The sequence below is a fragment of the Pengzhenrongella phosphoraccumulans genome, assembly GCF_045689905.1.
Lineage (GTDB): Bacteria > Actinomycetota > Actinomycetes > Actinomycetales > Cellulomonadaceae > Pengzhenrongella > Pengzhenrongella phosphoraccumulans.
In genome coordinates this window covers 2,710,782-2,727,311 of record NZ_CP144210.1, presented here as the reverse complement: position 1 = coordinate 2,727,311, position 16,530 = coordinate 2,710,782, and the positions used below count along the sequence as shown (strand labels likewise).

Annotated in this window: 14 protein-coding genes; 7 read left to right on the top strand and 7 right to left on the bottom strand. The window is 69.6% G+C overall.

Annotated elements, in window-relative coordinates; translation table 11 throughout:
* Nucleotides 1–75: 75 nt before the first annotated feature.
* Nucleotides 76–1,824, bottom strand: a complete 1,749-nt coding sequence (locus tag VTA80_RS12685) for an alcohol dehydrogenase catalytic domain-containing protein (RefSeq protein WP_407341457.1) — start codon at nucleotides 1,822–1,824, stop codon at nucleotides 76–78.
* A 619-nt stretch (nucleotides 1,825–2,443) separates the two neighbouring features.
* On the opposite strand from VTA80_RS12685, the gene VTA80_RS12680 reads away from it, so the two are divergent.
* From VTA80_RS12680 to VTA80_RS12670, 3 genes are all read left to right on the top strand, one after another.
* Nucleotides 2,444–4,069, top strand: a complete 1,626-nt coding sequence (locus VTA80_RS12680) for a PTS mannitol transporter subunit IICB (protein ID WP_407341456.1) — start codon at nucleotides 2,444–2,446, stop codon at nucleotides 4,067–4,069.
* Nucleotides 4,066–4,500: a PTS sugar transporter subunit IIA gene (locus VTA80_RS12675; RefSeq protein WP_407341455.1), complete on the top strand. Its 435-nt coding sequence runs from the start codon at nucleotides 4,066–4,068 to the stop codon at nucleotides 4,498–4,500. The genes VTA80_RS12680 and VTA80_RS12675 overlap by 4 nt, the downstream gene beginning before the upstream one ends.
* Before the next feature lie 372 nt (nucleotides 4,501–4,872).
* Nucleotides 4,873–6,507 (top strand): DUF222 domain-containing protein, encoded by a 1,635-nt coding sequence (locus tag VTA80_RS12670; protein WP_407341454.1) that lies wholly within the window; start codon nucleotides 4,873–4,875, stop codon nucleotides 6,505–6,507.
* 222 nt (nucleotides 6,508–6,729) lie between these two features.
* On the opposite strand, the gene VTA80_RS12665 is transcribed toward VTA80_RS12670, so the two are convergent.
* Nucleotides 6,730–7,854, bottom strand: coding sequence for a GuaB3 family IMP dehydrogenase-related protein (locus VTA80_RS12665; RefSeq protein WP_407341453.1), 1,125 nt, complete (start codon nucleotides 7,852–7,854; stop codon nucleotides 6,730–6,732).
* 102 nt (nucleotides 7,855–7,956) lie between these two features.
* Between VTA80_RS12665 and VTA80_RS12660 the strand changes: the two genes are divergently transcribed.
* Entirely contained in the window at nucleotides 7,957–8,688 is a 732-nt protein-coding gene (locus VTA80_RS12660) for an exonuclease domain-containing protein (protein WP_407341452.1), read from the top strand.
* 22 nt (nucleotides 8,689–8,710) lie between these two features.
* On the opposite strand, the gene guaB is transcribed toward VTA80_RS12660, so the two are convergent.
* The 3 genes from guaB to VTA80_RS12645 form a co-directional block, all read right to left on the bottom strand.
* Nucleotides 8,711–10,240, bottom strand: a complete 1,530-nt coding sequence (gene guaB / locus VTA80_RS12655; RefSeq protein ID WP_407341451.1) for an IMP dehydrogenase — start codon at nucleotides 10,238–10,240, stop codon at nucleotides 8,711–8,713.
* A 40-nt stretch (nucleotides 10,241–10,280) separates the two neighbouring features.
* The gene (locus tag VTA80_RS12650; protein ID WP_407341450.1) at nucleotides 10,281–10,943 is read right to left on the bottom strand and encodes a LuxR C-terminal-related transcriptional regulator; all 663 of its coding nucleotides are present in this window, start codon (nucleotides 10,941–10,943) and stop codon (nucleotides 10,281–10,283) included.
* A gap of 184 nt (nucleotides 10,944–11,127) precedes the next feature.
* Complete coding sequence (locus VTA80_RS12645; RefSeq protein ID WP_407341449.1) at nucleotides 11,128–12,018, bottom strand: MerR family transcriptional regulator; 891 nt, start codon at nucleotides 12,016–12,018, stop codon at nucleotides 11,128–11,130.
* Nucleotides 12,019–12,240: 222 nt separating this feature from the next.
* On the opposite strand from VTA80_RS12645, the gene VTA80_RS12640 reads away from it, so the two are divergent.
* On the top strand, nucleotides 12,241–12,531 hold the full coding sequence (locus tag VTA80_RS12640) for a WhiB family transcriptional regulator (protein WP_407341448.1): 291 nt from the start codon (nucleotides 12,241–12,243) through the stop codon (nucleotides 12,529–12,531).
* 90 nt (nucleotides 12,532–12,621) lie between these two features.
* On the opposite strand, the gene groES is transcribed toward VTA80_RS12640, so the two are convergent.
* Nucleotides 12,622–12,918 (bottom strand): co-chaperone GroES, encoded by a 297-nt coding sequence (groES, locus tag VTA80_RS12635; protein WP_407341447.1) that lies wholly within the window; start codon nucleotides 12,916–12,918, stop codon nucleotides 12,622–12,624.
* Between the two features lie 209 nt (nucleotides 12,919–13,127).
* Here groES and VTA80_RS12630 point away from each other — a divergent pair, with 209 nt between their 5' ends.
* Together VTA80_RS12630 and VTA80_RS12625 are read left to right on the top strand one after the other, a co-directional pair.
* The gene (locus VTA80_RS12630; RefSeq protein ID WP_407341446.1) at nucleotides 13,128–14,315 is read left to right on the top strand and encodes a THUMP-like domain-containing protein; all 1,188 of its coding nucleotides are present in this window, start codon (nucleotides 13,128–13,130) and stop codon (nucleotides 14,313–14,315) included.
* A complete protein-coding gene (locus VTA80_RS12625; RefSeq protein WP_407341445.1) occupies nucleotides 14,312–15,448 on the top strand; it encodes a glutamate--cysteine ligase in 1,137 nt (378 codons plus the stop codon). Before VTA80_RS12630 ends, VTA80_RS12625 begins: the two co-directional genes overlap by 4 nt.
* 21 nt (nucleotides 15,449–15,469) lie before the next feature.
* Here the strand turns inward: VTA80_RS12625 and tsaD are convergent, their stop codons facing one another.
* Nucleotides 15,470–16,513, bottom strand: coding sequence for a tRNA (adenosine(37)-N6)-threonylcarbamoyltransferase complex transferase subunit TsaD (gene tsaD, locus VTA80_RS12620; protein WP_407341444.1), 1,044 nt, complete (start codon nucleotides 16,511–16,513; stop codon nucleotides 15,470–15,472).
* Between the last annotated feature and the right edge of the window lie 17 nt (nucleotides 16,514–16,530).

Here is a 16,530-nt window from a genome sequence, read left to right as displayed (position 1 = left end):
TGGGGACAGGTCCGCACACGGCAACGCCGGAGCCCCGCACATCAGGGCCCCGACGTTGGTCGTGCTCGAGCATGCCTACGGCTCGATCGTGACCTTCCAGTAATTGTCGATGAACGCCTTTTCCGCCTCGTTGTTCCACATATCGCCGGACCCCAATTTTTCGGCGACCTCCGGCAGTTTCTCCTTGAGTTCACCGAGCCCCATCAGGGGAAGGTCGTGGATCTGGGGGAAGATGATGACCTTTCCGGAGTACCGACCTTCGACCAAAGCCCGGAGACCGTCCTTGGCCGCCCGCATGCCGCCGATGGCGCCCACGATGGACCCCGGAGAGAGAGCGCCTTGATCGGCCAGGTCCACCACCTGCTGCTGATCGCCTATGGTCAATCCGGAGGTCCCCGTGTATTGGGCATTGTTGAGGTAAACCGCACTCAGGTTCAACGGCGCCAGGGTGCCGTTGGGAACGCCGGCGAAAAAGACCAGCATGCCGTCGGCACTCATCACCGTGCCAGCCTCGGCCATCACGTCGGCGATGGGGACACTGACCACCACGTCGTCGGCCCCCTTGTTGTGGGTGACCTCCATCACGAAATCGTGGAGGGACTGGCTCTGGGTCTGGGGATTAAAGGTGAGCAGCTCGCAGCCGTTGCTCGCCGCGAGGGGGGCCAGACGTTCCAGGAGGCTCTTCAGGCGGTCATCGCTCATCTCCGTGGCGACAATCCTGCGAGGACCGTCGGACTGCTGAATAGCCCGCTGGACATGCATCAACCCCATGGGGCCGCCGGCGCCCACGAAAACGGTGGTGCCCCCGGAACGCAGATCGCAGCGGTTGCGCGCATCCCCGTAGGAGGCGGCGATATCCGGTCCCTGGTTGCCGAGGTAGGCGGTGTAGTCGTAATGCATGCGGCCCACATCGGTGCTCACCAGACCGTCCAGGGCGGTCTGCCCCACCAGGTTGAGGGTGCCCCGCCGGGCGATGCGCTTGGCCACGGCACCCACCGTCGCTGCGGACCGGGGATCGAGCACGACGATGTCGTCAAAGCCGATGCCGTCAGTCAGCTCGTCCACGAGAGCTTGATACTGGTCGGCGCCGATGTCATTGCGCACGATCACGTTGGCCGAGGTCTGCGCCACCAGTTTTTGCACCGTGGCGGGCACGTCGGTCATCACAATGGTGGCCGGGGCGTCCAGACCGGAGGAGAAGCGGTATTCCCGCTCATCGTCGGGCCGGCCCATGATCCACATGATCCCGCCGGTCTTGGGTTCCAGGCGGCGACGTTGGGTATAGGCCGCCATTACACAGCCCCAAGGCTCCAGCGTGGAGGCCTCCGCATAACCCATGCTGTCATTGAGGGGCAACAGGCAGACGCCGGCGTCGGTGTCGAGCATTTCCGAGCCCATCACGTGATACTGAATCAGGCCCCCGGGAATGGTGTAGCCGTACGCCGTACTCTTACCGTTCTGGAAGATATCGGGCTGCACGGCGAGCCGCTGGCCGTGGTGATACCGGTCTTTGAGGTTTTCTCCGACCTCGATGACCGTCAGGCTGACCTCGTGCCCTAGCCGCGTGGGATTCTTGCTCAGATCGCGATTGTAGAGCTTCGGGTGGCTGCCGCCCGCGCGCATGATCTTCACGTCGGAAAAGCAGAGTCCCACGCTGTCGATGCGCACCAGCATCTGGTCGGCATTCGGCTGGGGGATGGGCAGCAGTTCGGGTTCATCATGCGTGCCAAAGTTCTCTTCGCCCGCGCCATGCAAATTCCAGGCCCAGACTTCTTCGGGCAGGGCGATATCGGCCGCGCGGTAGCGGTTGTAAGCAGATGTCATAATTCCTCCGTGTTGGACCGGAGGATGCCCGTCTCGGGTTCCTCCGCAGTACACAGCGCTTCGGCGCGCGTGACGGACGGGCTGTTGAGGGATAGAGCTGCGTCGAGGACGTGGAGGCCGGCTCACCGACTCCCCTGTCCACATCCAATCCGTCGTCGAGTCCATCCTCGGTTTCGGCCTCGATGTACGGCGCCCTCCGTCTTAGGTCTACAAGAAGATGCGCCCCAAGTCAAACCCATTCGGACACGTTCGGAGGCAAACGGACATGGAGCGAGGTGGCATAGGTAGTACTTGTACGCGCGCGCCCTGCGCCGGATGGGTGTCGTGATGTGACATCGCCTGTGCGATCGGAGCTCAGGGCTTGACTGCGCGGCAAAACAGAAGTATACAAAGACATAGCAACATCGAGATGAGTTGCGACAGCATCAGACAACGAAGTCGGGAGCAGGCGTGGATGGGCTGTCGCACCATCGGCAGCACCCACGCCCGACCTGAGGGCGTCCTCGCTCGGCAGCACTGGTCAACAAGTCAGCACTGGTCGAAAAGTCAGCACTGGTCGAAAAAGTCAGCACTGGTCGAACCGTCAAGTTCGAACCGTCGAAGAGAAAGCGTGTCAATGATGACAACGGTTGCAGCTGGTCCCCCGAGCAGGTCAGGGGCGAAGACCGCTCAGGTGGGCGTCCAACGGTTCGGAGCCTTCCTGACCGGCATGATCATGCCGAACCTCCCCGCGTTCGTCGCCTGGGGGTTGATCACGTCACTGTTCATCGCCGTCGGGTGGACGCCGAACGGCATCCTCGGTGGGTTCGGCAATGCCGACGCGATCGGCTGGCAGGGTGCGGCAACCGCGCTGGCCACTGCCGCGGACGGCACGACGTTCCACCAGTACATCGGGCTCGTCAGCCCGATGATCGTGTACTTGCTGCCGCTGCTCATCGCCAACCAGGGCGGCCGGATGGTCTACGGCGAGCGTGGTGGCGTGGTCGCCTCCATCGCCTGCATGGGTGTCATCGTCGGTAGCTCGGTCCCCATGTTCCTGGGCGCCATGATCGTCGGCCCGCTGGCCGGCTGGCTCATGATGAAGATCGACCGGCTCTGGGACGGCAAGATCCGGCCCGGGTTCGAGATGCTCGTGAACATGTACTCGGCCGGGATCCTCGGCATGGGGCTCGCGATCGGAGCGTTCTTCGGGATCGCGCCCATCGTGACCAAGTTCAGCGAGATCCTCGGCAACGGCGTCCAGTCGCTGGCCGACGCGAACCTCCTGCCGCTGATGAGCATCATCGTGGAACCCGCGAAGGTGCTGTTCCTCAACAACGCGATCGGCAACGGCGTCCTCGTTCCGCTCGGAGTTCAGCAGACGCTCGACGCCGGCCAGTCGCTCCTGTTCCTCGTCGAGGCCAACCCTGGCCCCGGCCTCGGCCTGCTGCTCGCGTACATGCTCTTCGGGGTCGGCAGTGCCAAGGCCTCCGCACCCGGCGCGATCATCATCCAGTTCTTCGGTGGCATCCACGAGGTCTACTTCCCCTTCGTGCTGATGAAGCCGATCCTCATCATCGGCGTCATCGCCGGTGGCATGACCGGGGTCGCCACGAACCAGCTGCTCGGTACCGGGCTGCGAGCACCCGCCGCTCCCGGCAGCATCTTCGCCGTGCTCGCGCAGACGCCGAAGGGCAACTTCTTCGGCGTGATCCTCTCGGTGGTGCTCTCAGCCGCCGTGACGTTCCTCATCTGCGCCGTCCTGCTGCGGGCCTCCCGCTCGCGGGACCTCGCCTCCGGCCTGGGTAGCGACCTCGAGGCCGCCATCGCCCAGACCGAGGCCAACAAGGGCAAGAGCAGCAGCGTCCTCGGCGGCCTCAAGGCCACCGCGCCCGTCGCCGCTCCCGTCGTCCCCGCTCCGGTCAACGCATCGACGGCCACCGCCGTGCTGACCCGGCCGATCCAGAGCATCATCTTCGCCTGCGACGCGGGGATGGGCTCGAGCGTCATGGGCGCGAGCGTCCTGAAGTCCAAGCTGAAGAAGGCTGGCATCGAGGGCGTCTCGGTCGTCAACATGGCGGTCGCCAACCTCAAGGACGACGCCGACATCGTGATCAGCCAGATCCAGCTGACCGACCGGGCCCGACGCAACGCGCCGACCTCGGTGCACATGTCGGTCGACAACTTCATGAACAGCCCGGTCTACGACACGGTTGTCCAAGAGGTGCTCGCCTCCCGCGAGCAGCCCGGCGGGGTGAGCGTATGAGTGGGGTCCTGACGCCGGCGCTGATCAGCGCCTCGGGTACCGCGACCACGAAGGCCGAGGCCATCCAGGAGGCGGGCGACCTGCTCGTCAAGGCGGGCGCGGTGACCCCCGCGTACGTCGACGCCATGCGGGAGCGGGAGCTCACGGTCTCCACCTACATGGGCAACTTCCTGGCGATCCCGCACGGCACGAACGAGGCCAAGGAGGACATCCTGCACTCGGCCGTCTCGTTCGTCCGCTATGCCAGCCCGCTCGACTGGAACGGGCACGAGGTGCGCGTGGTGGTCGGGATCGCCGGGATCGGCAACGAGCACCTCGGCATCCTGTCGAAGATCGCGGTGATCTTCTCGGACATGGACGAGGCCCAGAAGCTCATCGACTCGACCACCGTCGAGGAGCTGTTCGAGCTGCTGGAGAACGTCAACGCCTGAGCGCGGCTGACTGCACGAGAACCACGAGGACCTCCTGACACATCCGGTGTCAGGAGGTCCTCGTGCGTGCAGGGCATGCCTGGGTGGGTGGTCGACGGCGGCCTCATCAGCAACGTCGCCCGTCGTTGGACGACGCCTTTCTCGTCGCCCAGCTGGCCGCCGTATTGCGATCAATGAGCCACCCCCAGTCAGAGCTCGCGAATGCTCATCCACAGATTTCGGTGTGTTGTTCTTTGTCCACATCCCGTGCCCGACGACGGGGCGGGGAATGTCAGTGGCCCCGGTTAGTGTGGGTTGCATCGGAATGGTGAGGGTTCACCGGTTCTGAGGCGGCAGGGGTATTCCCGACGAGCGGCGATGTGGGGGTGTGAGATGACCTTTAAGGAGGACGAGCGCGCGTCGGCGCGGCCGGCTGCACCCACTCCGCCAGCCGTCGCGCAGCGGCCCGCGTCGACGCCGCCATCCCCGCAACGGCCCGCGGCAACGCCGCCATCCCTGCAGTCGACGCCCGCGCCCACCTCGCCGCTCGGCGAAGGTCCGTCCCAGCCGCCCGCACCCACGCCCACGGCGCCAGCCTCGTTGTCGTTGGCGGATCGGGCAGCGGCGATCCGGGAGCACGTGGACGCGTTGGCAGCCGTGTCTCCGCGGGATCTGGACGGGGCCGGGGCGTTGGAGCTGTTCGACAGGGTGTTTGAGCTCTCGGACCGGTTGCAGGCCATCGCCACCCGCGCGCTGCCCGTGGTGGAGTCCGACGTGCCGTGGAACGTCAGCGGGGCGCGCACGTTCCCGACGTGGCTGGCCCGCCGCGCGCACCTGACCTACGCGAAGGCCAAGCGGATGACCCGCCTGGCTCACGCGTTGCGCGACGAGCTGCCGTTGACCGCCGCGGCGGTGGTCACCGGGGGTGAGGGTCGGGTCAGTGTGGAGCAGGCCGAGATCCTGACCACGGCCGCGGCGACCAGCGACCTGCGCCGGAAGGTGTTGTCCGACCCCGACGCCCCGGTCGGGGAACGGTTCCTGCTGGACCAGGCCGCGCAGGTCAGCGCCGACACGTTGCGCATGCTCGCCCGCCGGTGGGCCGCCGCTGCGGACCCGGAGGCGGACGAGCGCGGGTACGCCGGCGCCACCGAGCGGGAGTTCTTCGACGTGTCCGCCACCACCGGTGGGTGTCATCTGTCCGGGTTCTTGACCACTGAGCACGGCCAAGGGCTGCTGGTCGCCCTGCAGGCCGTGCAGGGCGTCCCGGTCGCCGGGGATGACCGGACCGCGTCGCAACGTCGCGCGGGGGCGTTGTCGGACCTGGCCCGGTTGACGTTGGACCAGGGCCTGACCGGCAAAGGCGCCTCGGTACGACCGCACATCAGTGTGCTGGTGGACTACCCGACCCTGATCGCCATGACCACCCGCGCCGGGGTGACCCACCTGCTCGACCCGGCCCTGCACCCCACCGACTGCGGTCGGGTGGACCCGGCCCTGCTGTTCCCGCCCCCCGCACCCGGCGGCCTGCTCGACCCCGGGCTGTTCGACCAAGGCCTGCTCGACCCTGCGGTGCTCAACTCCGGTGTGCTCGACCCCGCACGGACCCACGGGTCGCCGCTGGTCCCGCAGGTGCTGCGTCCGGCGGTGTTCGAGGACGGGCAACCGGTCTCACGCAAGGTGCTGGACCGGCTGTTGTGCGACGCGGAGATCAGCCGGTTCATGTTCAGCCCCGATTCACAGCTCATCAATATCGGCCGATCCAAACGCACCTTCACCGGACAATTACGTCGGGCGATCATCGCCCGCGACAAACATTGTCAGTACCCCGGTTGCACCGCGCCGCCGCGCATGTGTGAATGCCACCATTCCATCCAGTGGTTCCGTGATCACGGTGACACCGATGCCACCACCGGGGTGCTGCTGTGCTGGCACCACCACGACCACACCCACGACCACGGCATCGAGATCACCTGGACACCTCACGGCTGGCAATTCACCGACCGCCACGGCGTCGTGATCCGCCGCTGACCCGAGGCCCGCAGCCCTGACGCGCCGCTGAACCGACGCCTCGCAGACCTGACGCGCCTCTGAGCCGATGCCCGCTGAACTGGCGCGCCGCTCAACCCGAGCCGGGATCGGACGTCGCAGCCGCGGGCGGAGAGATCGGTTGAGGCATCCAGCGGGAGCCCCTGCGATGATCGCCGGGGCTCCCAGGTGCGCGTTCCGGTGCGGCTAGTGCGGCTAGCGCGACTAGTGCGGCTGGTACGGCGAGACGACGACCTCGACGCGCTGGAACTCCTTGACGTCGGAGTACCCGGTCGTGGCGAGCGCGCGCTTGAGCGCACCCATGAGGTTCAGCGTTCCGTCGGCCTGGCGGCCCGGCCCGAACAGGATCTCCTGGAGCGTCCCGGCGGAGCCCACGTGCACGCGCTCGCCGCGCGGAAGCTCGGGGTGGTGCGCCTCCGAGCCCCAGTGCCAGCCGCGCCCCGGAGCCTCGGTGGCGCGCGCGAGCGCGGCCCCGAGCATGACGGCGTCGGCGCCGCACGCGACGGCCTTGACGAGGTCGCCGGAGCGGCCGACGCCGCCGTCGGCGATCACGTGCACGTAGCGGCCGCCGGACTCGTCGAGGTAGTCGCGGCGCGCGGCGGCGACGTCGGCCACCGCGGTCGCCATCGGCGCGTGGATGCCGAGCGAGACGCGCGTCGTGTGCGCGGCGCCACCGCCGAAGCCGACGAGCACGCCGGCCGCGCCGGTGCGCATCAGGTGCAGCGCCGCGGTGTAGGTCGAGGCCCCGCCGACGATGACGGGCACGTCGAGCTGGTAGATGAAGCGCTTGAGGTTGAGCGGTTCGGCGCGGCTCGAGACGTGCTCGGCCGAGACGGTGGTGCCGCGGATCACGAACAGGTCGACGCCGGCGTCCACGACGGTCTGGGAGAACTCCTGCGTGCGCTGCGGAGACAGCGCCCCGGCGACCGTCACGCCTGCGGCCCGGATCTCCTGCAGCCGCTGGGTGATCAGCTCGGCGCGGATCGGGGCCGAGTACAGCTCCTGCATCCGGGCGATCGAGCGCTGGGCGTCGAGCTGGGCGATCTCCGCGAGCAGCGGCTCGGGGTCGTCGTACCGCGTCCACAGGCCCTCGAGGTCGAGCACGCCGAGGCCACCGAGGTTTCCGAGCGCGACGGCGGTCGCCGGGCTCATGACCGAGTCCATCGGGGCGGCCATGACGGGCAGCTCGAAGTGGTACGCATCGATCTGCCAGCCGACCGAGACGTCCTCCGGGTCGCGCGTGCGCCGCGAGGGCACCACGGCGACGTCATCGAAGGAGTAGGCGCGCCGTCCGCGCTTGCCTCGGCCAATCTCGATCTCGTTGCTCACGCCCCCAGGTTACCGGGGGTTCGTCGGGGCCTTGAGCCGCGTCGGTCCCGGGGAGTGTGGGTGGCCGGTGGCAGGCTGCGAGCCAACCGCAAGGAGAACACGATGAACTGGATCGACGGGCCGATGCTCGGATTCGACACCGAGACGACCGGGGTCGACGTCGACTCCGACCGGATCGTCACGGCCGCGCTCGTCCGGCGGGACGCGACCGGCACGCACGTGCGGACCTGGCTCCTGGACCCCGGGGTGGACATCCCGGAGGGCGCCACCGCGATCCACGGCATCACCACCGAGCACGCGCGTACGCACGGCGAGCCCGCGGCCATCGCGCTGGAAGAGATCGCCACCGTGCTCGCCGAGTCGATCGCCGCGGGGGTGCCGGTGGTGGCCTTCAACGCCACCTTCGACCTGTGCATCCTCGCGGCGGACCTGCGCCGCCACGGCCTTGCGACCCTGTCCGAGCGCCTCGGACGCGAGGTCGTGCCCGTCATCGACCCGCTCGTGCTCGATCGGTCGGAGGACCGCTACCGCTCCGGCAAGCGCAAGCTCGTCGACCTGTGCGGCATCTACCAAATCGCCGACGGCGGCCGCCTGCACACCGCCGATGTCGACGTCATCGCCACCCTTGATGTGCTCACGGCGATCGTCGACCGCTACCCGCACCTCGGCGTGCTCGAGCTGTCGGGCCTGCACGCCTATCAGGTCACGGCCCACCGGGCGTGGGCCGAGGGGTTCAACGCGTGGCGAACCCGCAAGGGCCTGACCGGTCCGGGTGCCGAGCTCACCTGGCCGCTGCGGCGTCCCGAGCCCGCGGCTGCCGGGGTCGCGGGGTGACCCGCAGCCCCGGCAGGAGGCGTCAGCGGCTGGTGTAGTTCGGCGCCTCGATCGTCATCTGGATGTCGTGCGGGTGGGACTCCTTGAGTCCCGCCGGCGTGATCCGGATGAACTGGCCCTTGTCCTGCAGCTCCGGGATGGTGCGTGCGCCGACGTAGAACATCGACTGGTGCAGACCGCCGACGAGCTGGTGGGCGACGAAGCGCAGCGGTCCACGGAAGGGCACCTGGCCCTCGATGCCCTCGGGCACGATCTTCTCGTCGCTGACCACGTCGGCCTGGAAGTACCTGTCCTTGGAGTACGAGACCCGACCGCGCGACGCCATCGCGCCGAGCGATCCCATGCCGCGATAGTGCTTGTACTGCTTGCCGTTGACGAACACGAGGTCTCCCGGGCTCTCCTCGCAGCCCGCGAGCAGGGAGCCGAGCATCACGGTGTCAGCCCCGGCGACGATCGCCTTGGCGATGTCCCCGGAATACTGCAGACCGCCGTCGCCGATCAGTGGCACGCCCGCGGGCTTCGTCGCCTTGGACGCCTCGTAGATCGCGGTGATCTGCGGGACGCCGACGCCGGCCACCACTCGCGTGGTGCAGATCGAGCCCGGTCCGACTCCCACCTTGACGCCGTCGACGCCGGCGTCGACGAGCGCCTGAGCGCCCGCCCGTGTGGCGACGTTCCCGCCGATCACCTCGACGCCCCGCGCCGCGGGGTCGGTCTTGAGGCGGCGGATCATCTCGAGCATCGCCTGCGCGTGCCCGTGCGCGGTGTCCACGACGATGATGTCGACGCCCGCGTCGACGAGCGCGATAGCGCGCTCCCACGCGTCACCGAAGAAGCCGACGCCGGCGGCGACCCGCAGGCGCCCCTCCTCGTCCTTCGTCGCGTCGGGGTACTGCTCGGTCTTGACGAAATCCTTCACCGTGATGAGGCCCGAGAGGCGTCCGGCCGGGTCGACCAGCGGGAGCTTCTCGATCTTGTGCTTCGCGAGCAGCGCCGCGGCGTCGTCCCGCGTGCAGCCGACCGGCGCGGTGATGAGCGGCATCGGCGTCATGACCTCGTGCACGCGGCGCGCGGCGAAGTCCGACTGGGGCACGAAGCGCAGGTCGCGGTTGGTGATGATGCCGAGCAGCACACGGTTCTCATCGATCACGGGCAGGCCCGAGACCCGGTACTTGCTGCACAGCGCGTCGAGCTCGGCGAGCGTCGCCTGGGGACCCACGGTGACCGGGTCGGTGATCATGCCCGACTCGGAGCGCTTGACCAGGTCCACCTGGTGCGCCTGGTCCGCGATCGACAGGTTGCGGTGGAGCACGCCGATGCCGCCCTGGCGCGCCATCGCGATCGCCATGCGCGCCTCGGTGACCGTATCCATGGCTGCGGAGGCCAGCGGGACCGCGACGGAGATCTTGCGGGTCAGCCGAGAGAAGGTGTTCACCTCGGACGGGACGACGTCGCTCTCGCCGGGCAGGAGCAGGACGTCGTCATAGGTCAGGCCGATGAGGCCGAACGGGTCGCGGGGAAGGGAGGATCCGGGAGTGCCGAGCTCGGTCATCGGGTGATTCTACGTCGACGCGTCGACGCACCAGATCGGCCTAGAGGATCAGCCCGCGCCGGAGACCGATCGCGACCGCCTGGGCGCGGTCGGACGCACCCAGCTTGCGGAACAGGCGGCGCGCGTGGGTCTTGACCGTGTCCTCCGAGAGGTATAAGTCCGCGCCGATCTGCGCGTTCGACCGGCCGTGGCTCATCCCGGAGAGGACCTCGAGCTCGCGCTTGGTCAGCTCGGGCACCACGACGCCGTCCACCGTGAGGCGTCGGCGCGGGTCGTTCTGCGCAGGGACGGCGACGCCGCCGGCGCGGACGTTGCGCGCCATGGCCTGCGGGGAGAGCGGGGTTGACAGCACGTGGGCGGCGACCGCGGCGAGCTCTGCGCGGCCGACGTCGGGCGCGAGGAATCCGCGCGCTCCGAGGACGATGGCGCGGTCGAGCGCGATCTCGTCGCCGGGCTGAGCCAGCATCACGATGACGGCGCCGACGTTCATCAGGCGCAGCCGGCGGATGGCCTCGACCGGTCCGGTCCCCGGCAGGTGGGCGTCGAGCAGGACGATCGTCGGCGGCTGGCGGCGTGCCAGGACGAGAAGCTCCTCGCCCGAGGCAGCCAGGCGCGCCGGCGCGAGAGCGGCAATTCCCTGCGCGGCACCGACGAGACGCTCGCGCACTACCGGTGAGCCGTGGCACACAACTACGCCCGTCACTCCGACCCTCCCTTGTGCTTCCCACGCCACTGCATGGTGCAGCCGCGACCCTCTGTCGAAGATCACTATCGACCTGGCCCCGGCGTACTTGAGGTACCACCAGGTGAAAACACAGGACGAACCCGAGCAGAACCGGGGCAAACCGCCCGCAATCCGTCAGTTCAGCCCCCGCCAGGCACCCACGTCAGCCGGTGACTGCCAGGACCTCGTCGACCAACCCGGCCAGTCCGCGCGCGCGCTGCCCGCCCGCCATCTCCAGCACGACCGGGATGCCGGGCTCCGCCGCCACCAGTGCTGCCACCACCGCGAGGTCCGGTGCGGTGCGCTCGCTGAGCAGAGCCACCGCCACCGGTCGCGCCTGCGCCACGAGCTCGAGCAGGTGACCCGGGTCGACCGCCCCGGTGACCACCCGGGCGTCGAGACCCCGATCGAAAAGGCCCAGCGCGAGAGCGTGCGCCAGGAGCGACGGCCGCTCCGGGGGGACCGCGAACACGAGCACGGGTCGATCTGGGGCGTCCGGGTCGCCGGTCGACGTGACCCGGCTCCGCAGCGCCGCGAGCGCCGCCGACTCGAGCACCCCGGCGGGGTCCTCGCCCGCGTGCGCGAGCACGGTGATCGCCCCCAGAGCGGCACGGGCGGGTTCGACGAGCTCGCACCACCACGTCAGGACGTCCGGCGCGACCGCCAACAGCTGCCGGCACGCGCCCTCGTCCGGGCGCAGCGCGGCCTCGACGAGCGCGGCGAGCCGGGCCGCCTCGTGCCCGACGTCGGTCGGCCGCGCCGGTCCGGCCGCCAAGGCCGACCGGGCCGCATCGCCCGGGGCCACTCCCCCGGAGGTCAGCCGGCGCATCACGACCAGGCGGGCGACGTCGTCCGTCGTGTAGCGGCGGTGGGAACCCGCGGAGTGCGCCGTCGGCCCGAGCCCGTACCGGCGGTCCCAGGTCCGCAGCGTCGCGGGTGCCACGCCGAGCCGCCGCGCGACGACGGCCACGGCCAGCGGCAGCTGATCACCAGTCTTCGTGTCGGTGGGTGCTTTCCCGGTCTGATCGCCCCGGGGTGCCCGAGCGGCGCTCATGAGGCCGATTCTGCCGACCCGCCCGGAGGCGTGCCACCGGAAAAATCCAGGACCACCAGGGCCTTGAACAACTTTTGAAGCGGTTGTAGCGTTCGATTCACCAGCGTTCACCAGCACAGACGTTCCTCAGCACAGACACAGATGTTCACCACGCGAATCGCAGAACCGCGATCGGCCCGGAGCAATGTTGCTCCAGCCGGTTACCGAGTCGAGGAGGACCCCGTGACCGAGATCTCGCGTCTGCCAGGACCAGTGATGGACCTGTGGGAGTGGCAGTTCGAAGGAGCGTGCCGCGACGTCGAGGAGACGCTCTTCTTCCACCCCGAGGGCGAGCGGGGCTCAGCCCGCCGTCGCCGCGCCGAAGCGGCCAAGGCGGTGTGCTCGACCTGCCCCGTCATCAAGGAGTGCCGCGAGCAGTCGCTCACCGTCCGCGAGCCGTACGGCGTGTGGGGCGGGCTCTCGGAGGACGAGCGGGCGGCGATACTCTCCCATCCGATCAAGAAGGCGATCTGACGTACGACGACGCCCCCGCACCCCGGTTCTCACCGGGGTGCGGGGGCGTCGTCGTACGTGCCGTGGTGCAGAACTACAGGTGGTGCAGGACTACTTGACGACGATCGCGAGGATGTCGCGAGCGGAGAGGATGAGGTACTCCTCGCCGTCGTACTTGACCTCGGTGCCGCCGTACTTGCTGTAGATGACCTTGTCGCCGACGGCTACGTCCATGGGGACGCGGACGCCGTTGTCGTCGACACGGCCGGGACCAACAGCAAGGACTTCGCCCTCCTGGGGCTTCTCCTTGGCGCTGTCCGGGATGACCAGGCCGGAGGCCGTCGTCTGCTCAGCCTCGAGCGTCTTGACGACAATCCGGTCCTCGAGCGGCTTGATGGAGACCGACACTGCGGACCTCCCCTTCGCTTGTGAGATGTGAACGTCGAATGTCGCACCCAGGGTTTCGCCCGTCATCGCGGGAGCCGGGAGAACCTGTCGATGCGATTGGCGTCCTCGTGTCGAGAGCGCCATCCCTCACTCTAGGAACCCATTAGCACTCGGTCAAGGTGAGTGCCAGCCTTTCCCCGACTTCAGGCCGCCCGTGGCAGGATCGCGCCATGGATGCCGCAGGCCTGGCCAAACTGCTCAGCCCCGACGGGTGGGCCCTGCTGTCAGCGCTGCCGCCCTACGACGAGACGCGCACGATGGCCCTCTCGGACCGCCTGCGCCGGGAGGGCATCGACCCCGAGCTCACAGCGGCCGCGCTCACGCAGTCCCGGCTGCGCGCCAAGGCGCACGCGAAGTTCGACCTGTTCGCCGACGGGATGCTGTTCACCCCGGCCGGGCTCGAGCAGGCCACCCGGCTGACCGTGGCGGCCCATCACGCGCGGCGTTACATCGCCGCCGGGGTGACCAAGGTGGCGGATCTCACGTGCGGCATCGGCGCCGACTCGATGGCGTTCGCGGGCGTGGGCCTCACCGTCCTCGCGACGGACACCGACGAGCTGACGGCGGCGCTCGCGACCGTCAACCTCCGGCACTTCCCGGAGGCCGAGATCCGGCACGCCGACGGGCTCACGCTCGATCTGGCCGCCGAGGGTGTGGACGGGCTCTACGCGGACCCGGCGCGCCGGGCGTCGTCGGGCAAGCGCGTGTTCGACCCGGCCGCGTACTCCCCGCCGCTCGATGCGGTGCTCGCGCTGCGCGCCCAGGTCCCGGCCCTCGGGGTCAAGATCGGCCCCGGCATCCCGCACACCGCGCTCCCGCCCGACGCCGAGACGCAGTGGGTGTCGGTCGACGGCGACGTGGTCGAGGCCGGGCTGTGGTTCGGCCCGCTCGCGCCCGACGGCCCCGGGCGCACCGCCCTCGTGCTGCGCGGGTCGTCCGCGCGGGTGGTGCGCGACGAGTTCGGGGGCCAGCCGCCCGCCGTCGGCCCCGTCGGCGAGTACCTGTACGAGCCCGACGGGGCGGTGATCCGCGCGGGGCTCGTGGCGCAGGTGGCGCTCGAGACCTCCGGCCGGCTCGTGGACGCCACGATCGCCTACGTCACGTCCGACATCCTGCACCTGAGCGACGCGGCCACCGGGTACCGCGTGCTCGACACCCTCCCCTTCGGCCTGAAGCGCCTGCGCACCTACCTGCGCGAGCGCGACGTCGGTCGGCTGACGATCAAGAAGCGCGGCACGGCGGTGCTGCCCGAGCAGCTGCGCAAGCAGCTCGACCTGCGGGGCACGCAGGAGGCGACCATCGTGCTGACGCGCGTGGCGGGCGTCCAGCACATCATCGTCGTCGAGCGGCTCGCATGAAGATCCCGTTCGCGCGGTCCGCGCGCTCGAGCGTCGGCATCGAGTGGGAGCTGGCGCTCGTCGACAAGGACTCCGGCGACCTGCGCCAGGTCGCCCAGACGGTGCTCGACGCCGTCCGGCCCGAGGCCGGCGTCGACCATCCGAGCATCCACCAGGAGCTGCTGCTCAACACCGTCGAGGTGGTCTCGGGCGTGCAGGAGACCGTGGGGGCGGCCGGGGCGGACCTGCAGCGCGCGATCGACGAGGTCCGGGTGGTCACCGACCCGCTCCGCGTCGAGCTCATGAGCGCAGGCACGCACCCGTTCGCCCGGTGGTCGCAGCAGAAGGTCTCCGACAAGCAGCGCTACGCGATCCTCATCGACCGGACCCAGTGGTGGGGCCGGCAGATGCTCATCTACGGGGTGCACGTGCACGTGGGCATCGAGGACCGCGACAAGGTCCTGCCGATCCAGCGCGCGATGCTCACGTGCTTCGCCCAGCTGCAGTCGCTCTCGGCGTCGAGCCCGTACTGGGGCGGCCGCGACACCGGCTACGCCTCGAACCGCGCGCTGATGTTCCAGCAGCTGCCGACGGCGGGGCTGCCCTTCCAGTTCGAGCGCTGGGACCAGCTCGAGGCGTACGTCGCCGACATGGTGCACACGGGAGTGATCGACCAGGTCGACGAGGTGCGCTGGGACGTGCGCCCGTCGCCGCGGTTCGGCACCCTCGAGATGCGCATCTGCGACGGCGCGTCCAACCTCACCGAGGTCACCGCCCTCGCCGCGCTCACGCACTGCCTGGTGGAGCACTTCTCGACGATGCTCGACGAGGGCCGCGAGCTGCCCACCATGCCGCCGTGGTTCGTCCAGGAGAACAAGTGGCGCTCGGCGCGCTACGGCATGGACGCGATCATCATTCTGGACGCGGCCGGCAACGAGGAGCTCGTGACCGACGCCGTCGGGCGGATGCTGGTCGAGCTGCGCCCGGTCGCCGAGCGGCTCGGCTGCGTCCCGGAGCTCGATGCCGTCAAGGTCATCCTGCGCCGCGGGGCGTCGTACCAGCGCCAGCGTGCGGTCGCGCGGCACCACGCCGGCGAGCTGGACGCGGTGGTCGCCTCGCTGGTCGCGGAGATGCGGGCGGGCCGGCCCCTCTGACCCTGCGGGCAGGGAGTGGGGCTACGCGGTGGTCCGGGTGAGCGGCATCGACGAGTCGACCGGGAGGTCGAGGCTGCTCGGGGCGACGCCACGCTCCAGGGCGGCCGACCCGAGGGCCGCGATCATGGCGCCGTTGTCGGTGCAGAACCGGATCGGCGGGATGCGCAGCTCGATCCCCGCCTCGGCGCACCGCAGCGCGGCGAGCTCACGCAGCTGGGAGTTGGCCGAGAAGCCGCCGCCGATCACGAGCGTGTCGATCGAGTGGCGCCGGCACGCCGCGATGGTCTTGGCCGTGAGCACGTCCGCGACCGCCGCGGCGAACGATGCCGCGACGTCGGCCACGGGGATCTCCTGCCCGGCGTCCGCGCGCGTCTCGACCCAGCGCGCGACCGCCGTCTTGAGCCCGGAGAACGAGAAGTCGTAGGCGTGCAGCCCCTGGTCCTTCGGCGCGGTCAACCCGCGCGGGAACCGGATCGCGGTCGGATCGCCCTCACGGGCGAGCCGGTCGACGTGCGGACCGCCGGGGTAGGGCAGCCCGAGCAGACGCCCGACCTTGTCGAAGGCCTCCCCGGCCGCGTCGTCGAGCGTCGAGCCGAGCTCGGCCACCCCGGTCACGATGTCGTCCACCAGGAGGAGCGACGAGTGCCCGCCGGAGACCACGAGCGCCATCAGCCGCTCCGGGAACTGCCCGTGGACCAGCTCGTCGACGGCGGCATGCCCGATGACGTGGTTGACGCCGTACAGCGGGACACCGAGCCCGATCGAGAGGGCCTTGGCCGCGGCGGCGCCGATCGTGAGCGGCCCGACCAGCCCCGGCCCCGCCGTCACGGCGATCGCGTCGACCTGGCCCAGATCGACGTCGGCACCCTCGAGCGCCCGCCGGATCGTCGGCACCATCGCCTCGAGGTGGGCGCGCGAGGCGACCTCGGGGATGATCCCGCCGTATCGGGCGTGCTCGTCCATCGAGCTCGCGACCGCGTCGAAGAGCAGTTCGCGGCCTCGGACGAGCGCGACGCCGGTCTCGTCGCAGGACGTCTCGATGCCAAGGACGAGGGGGGCAGACATGACATCCAGGGTAGTCG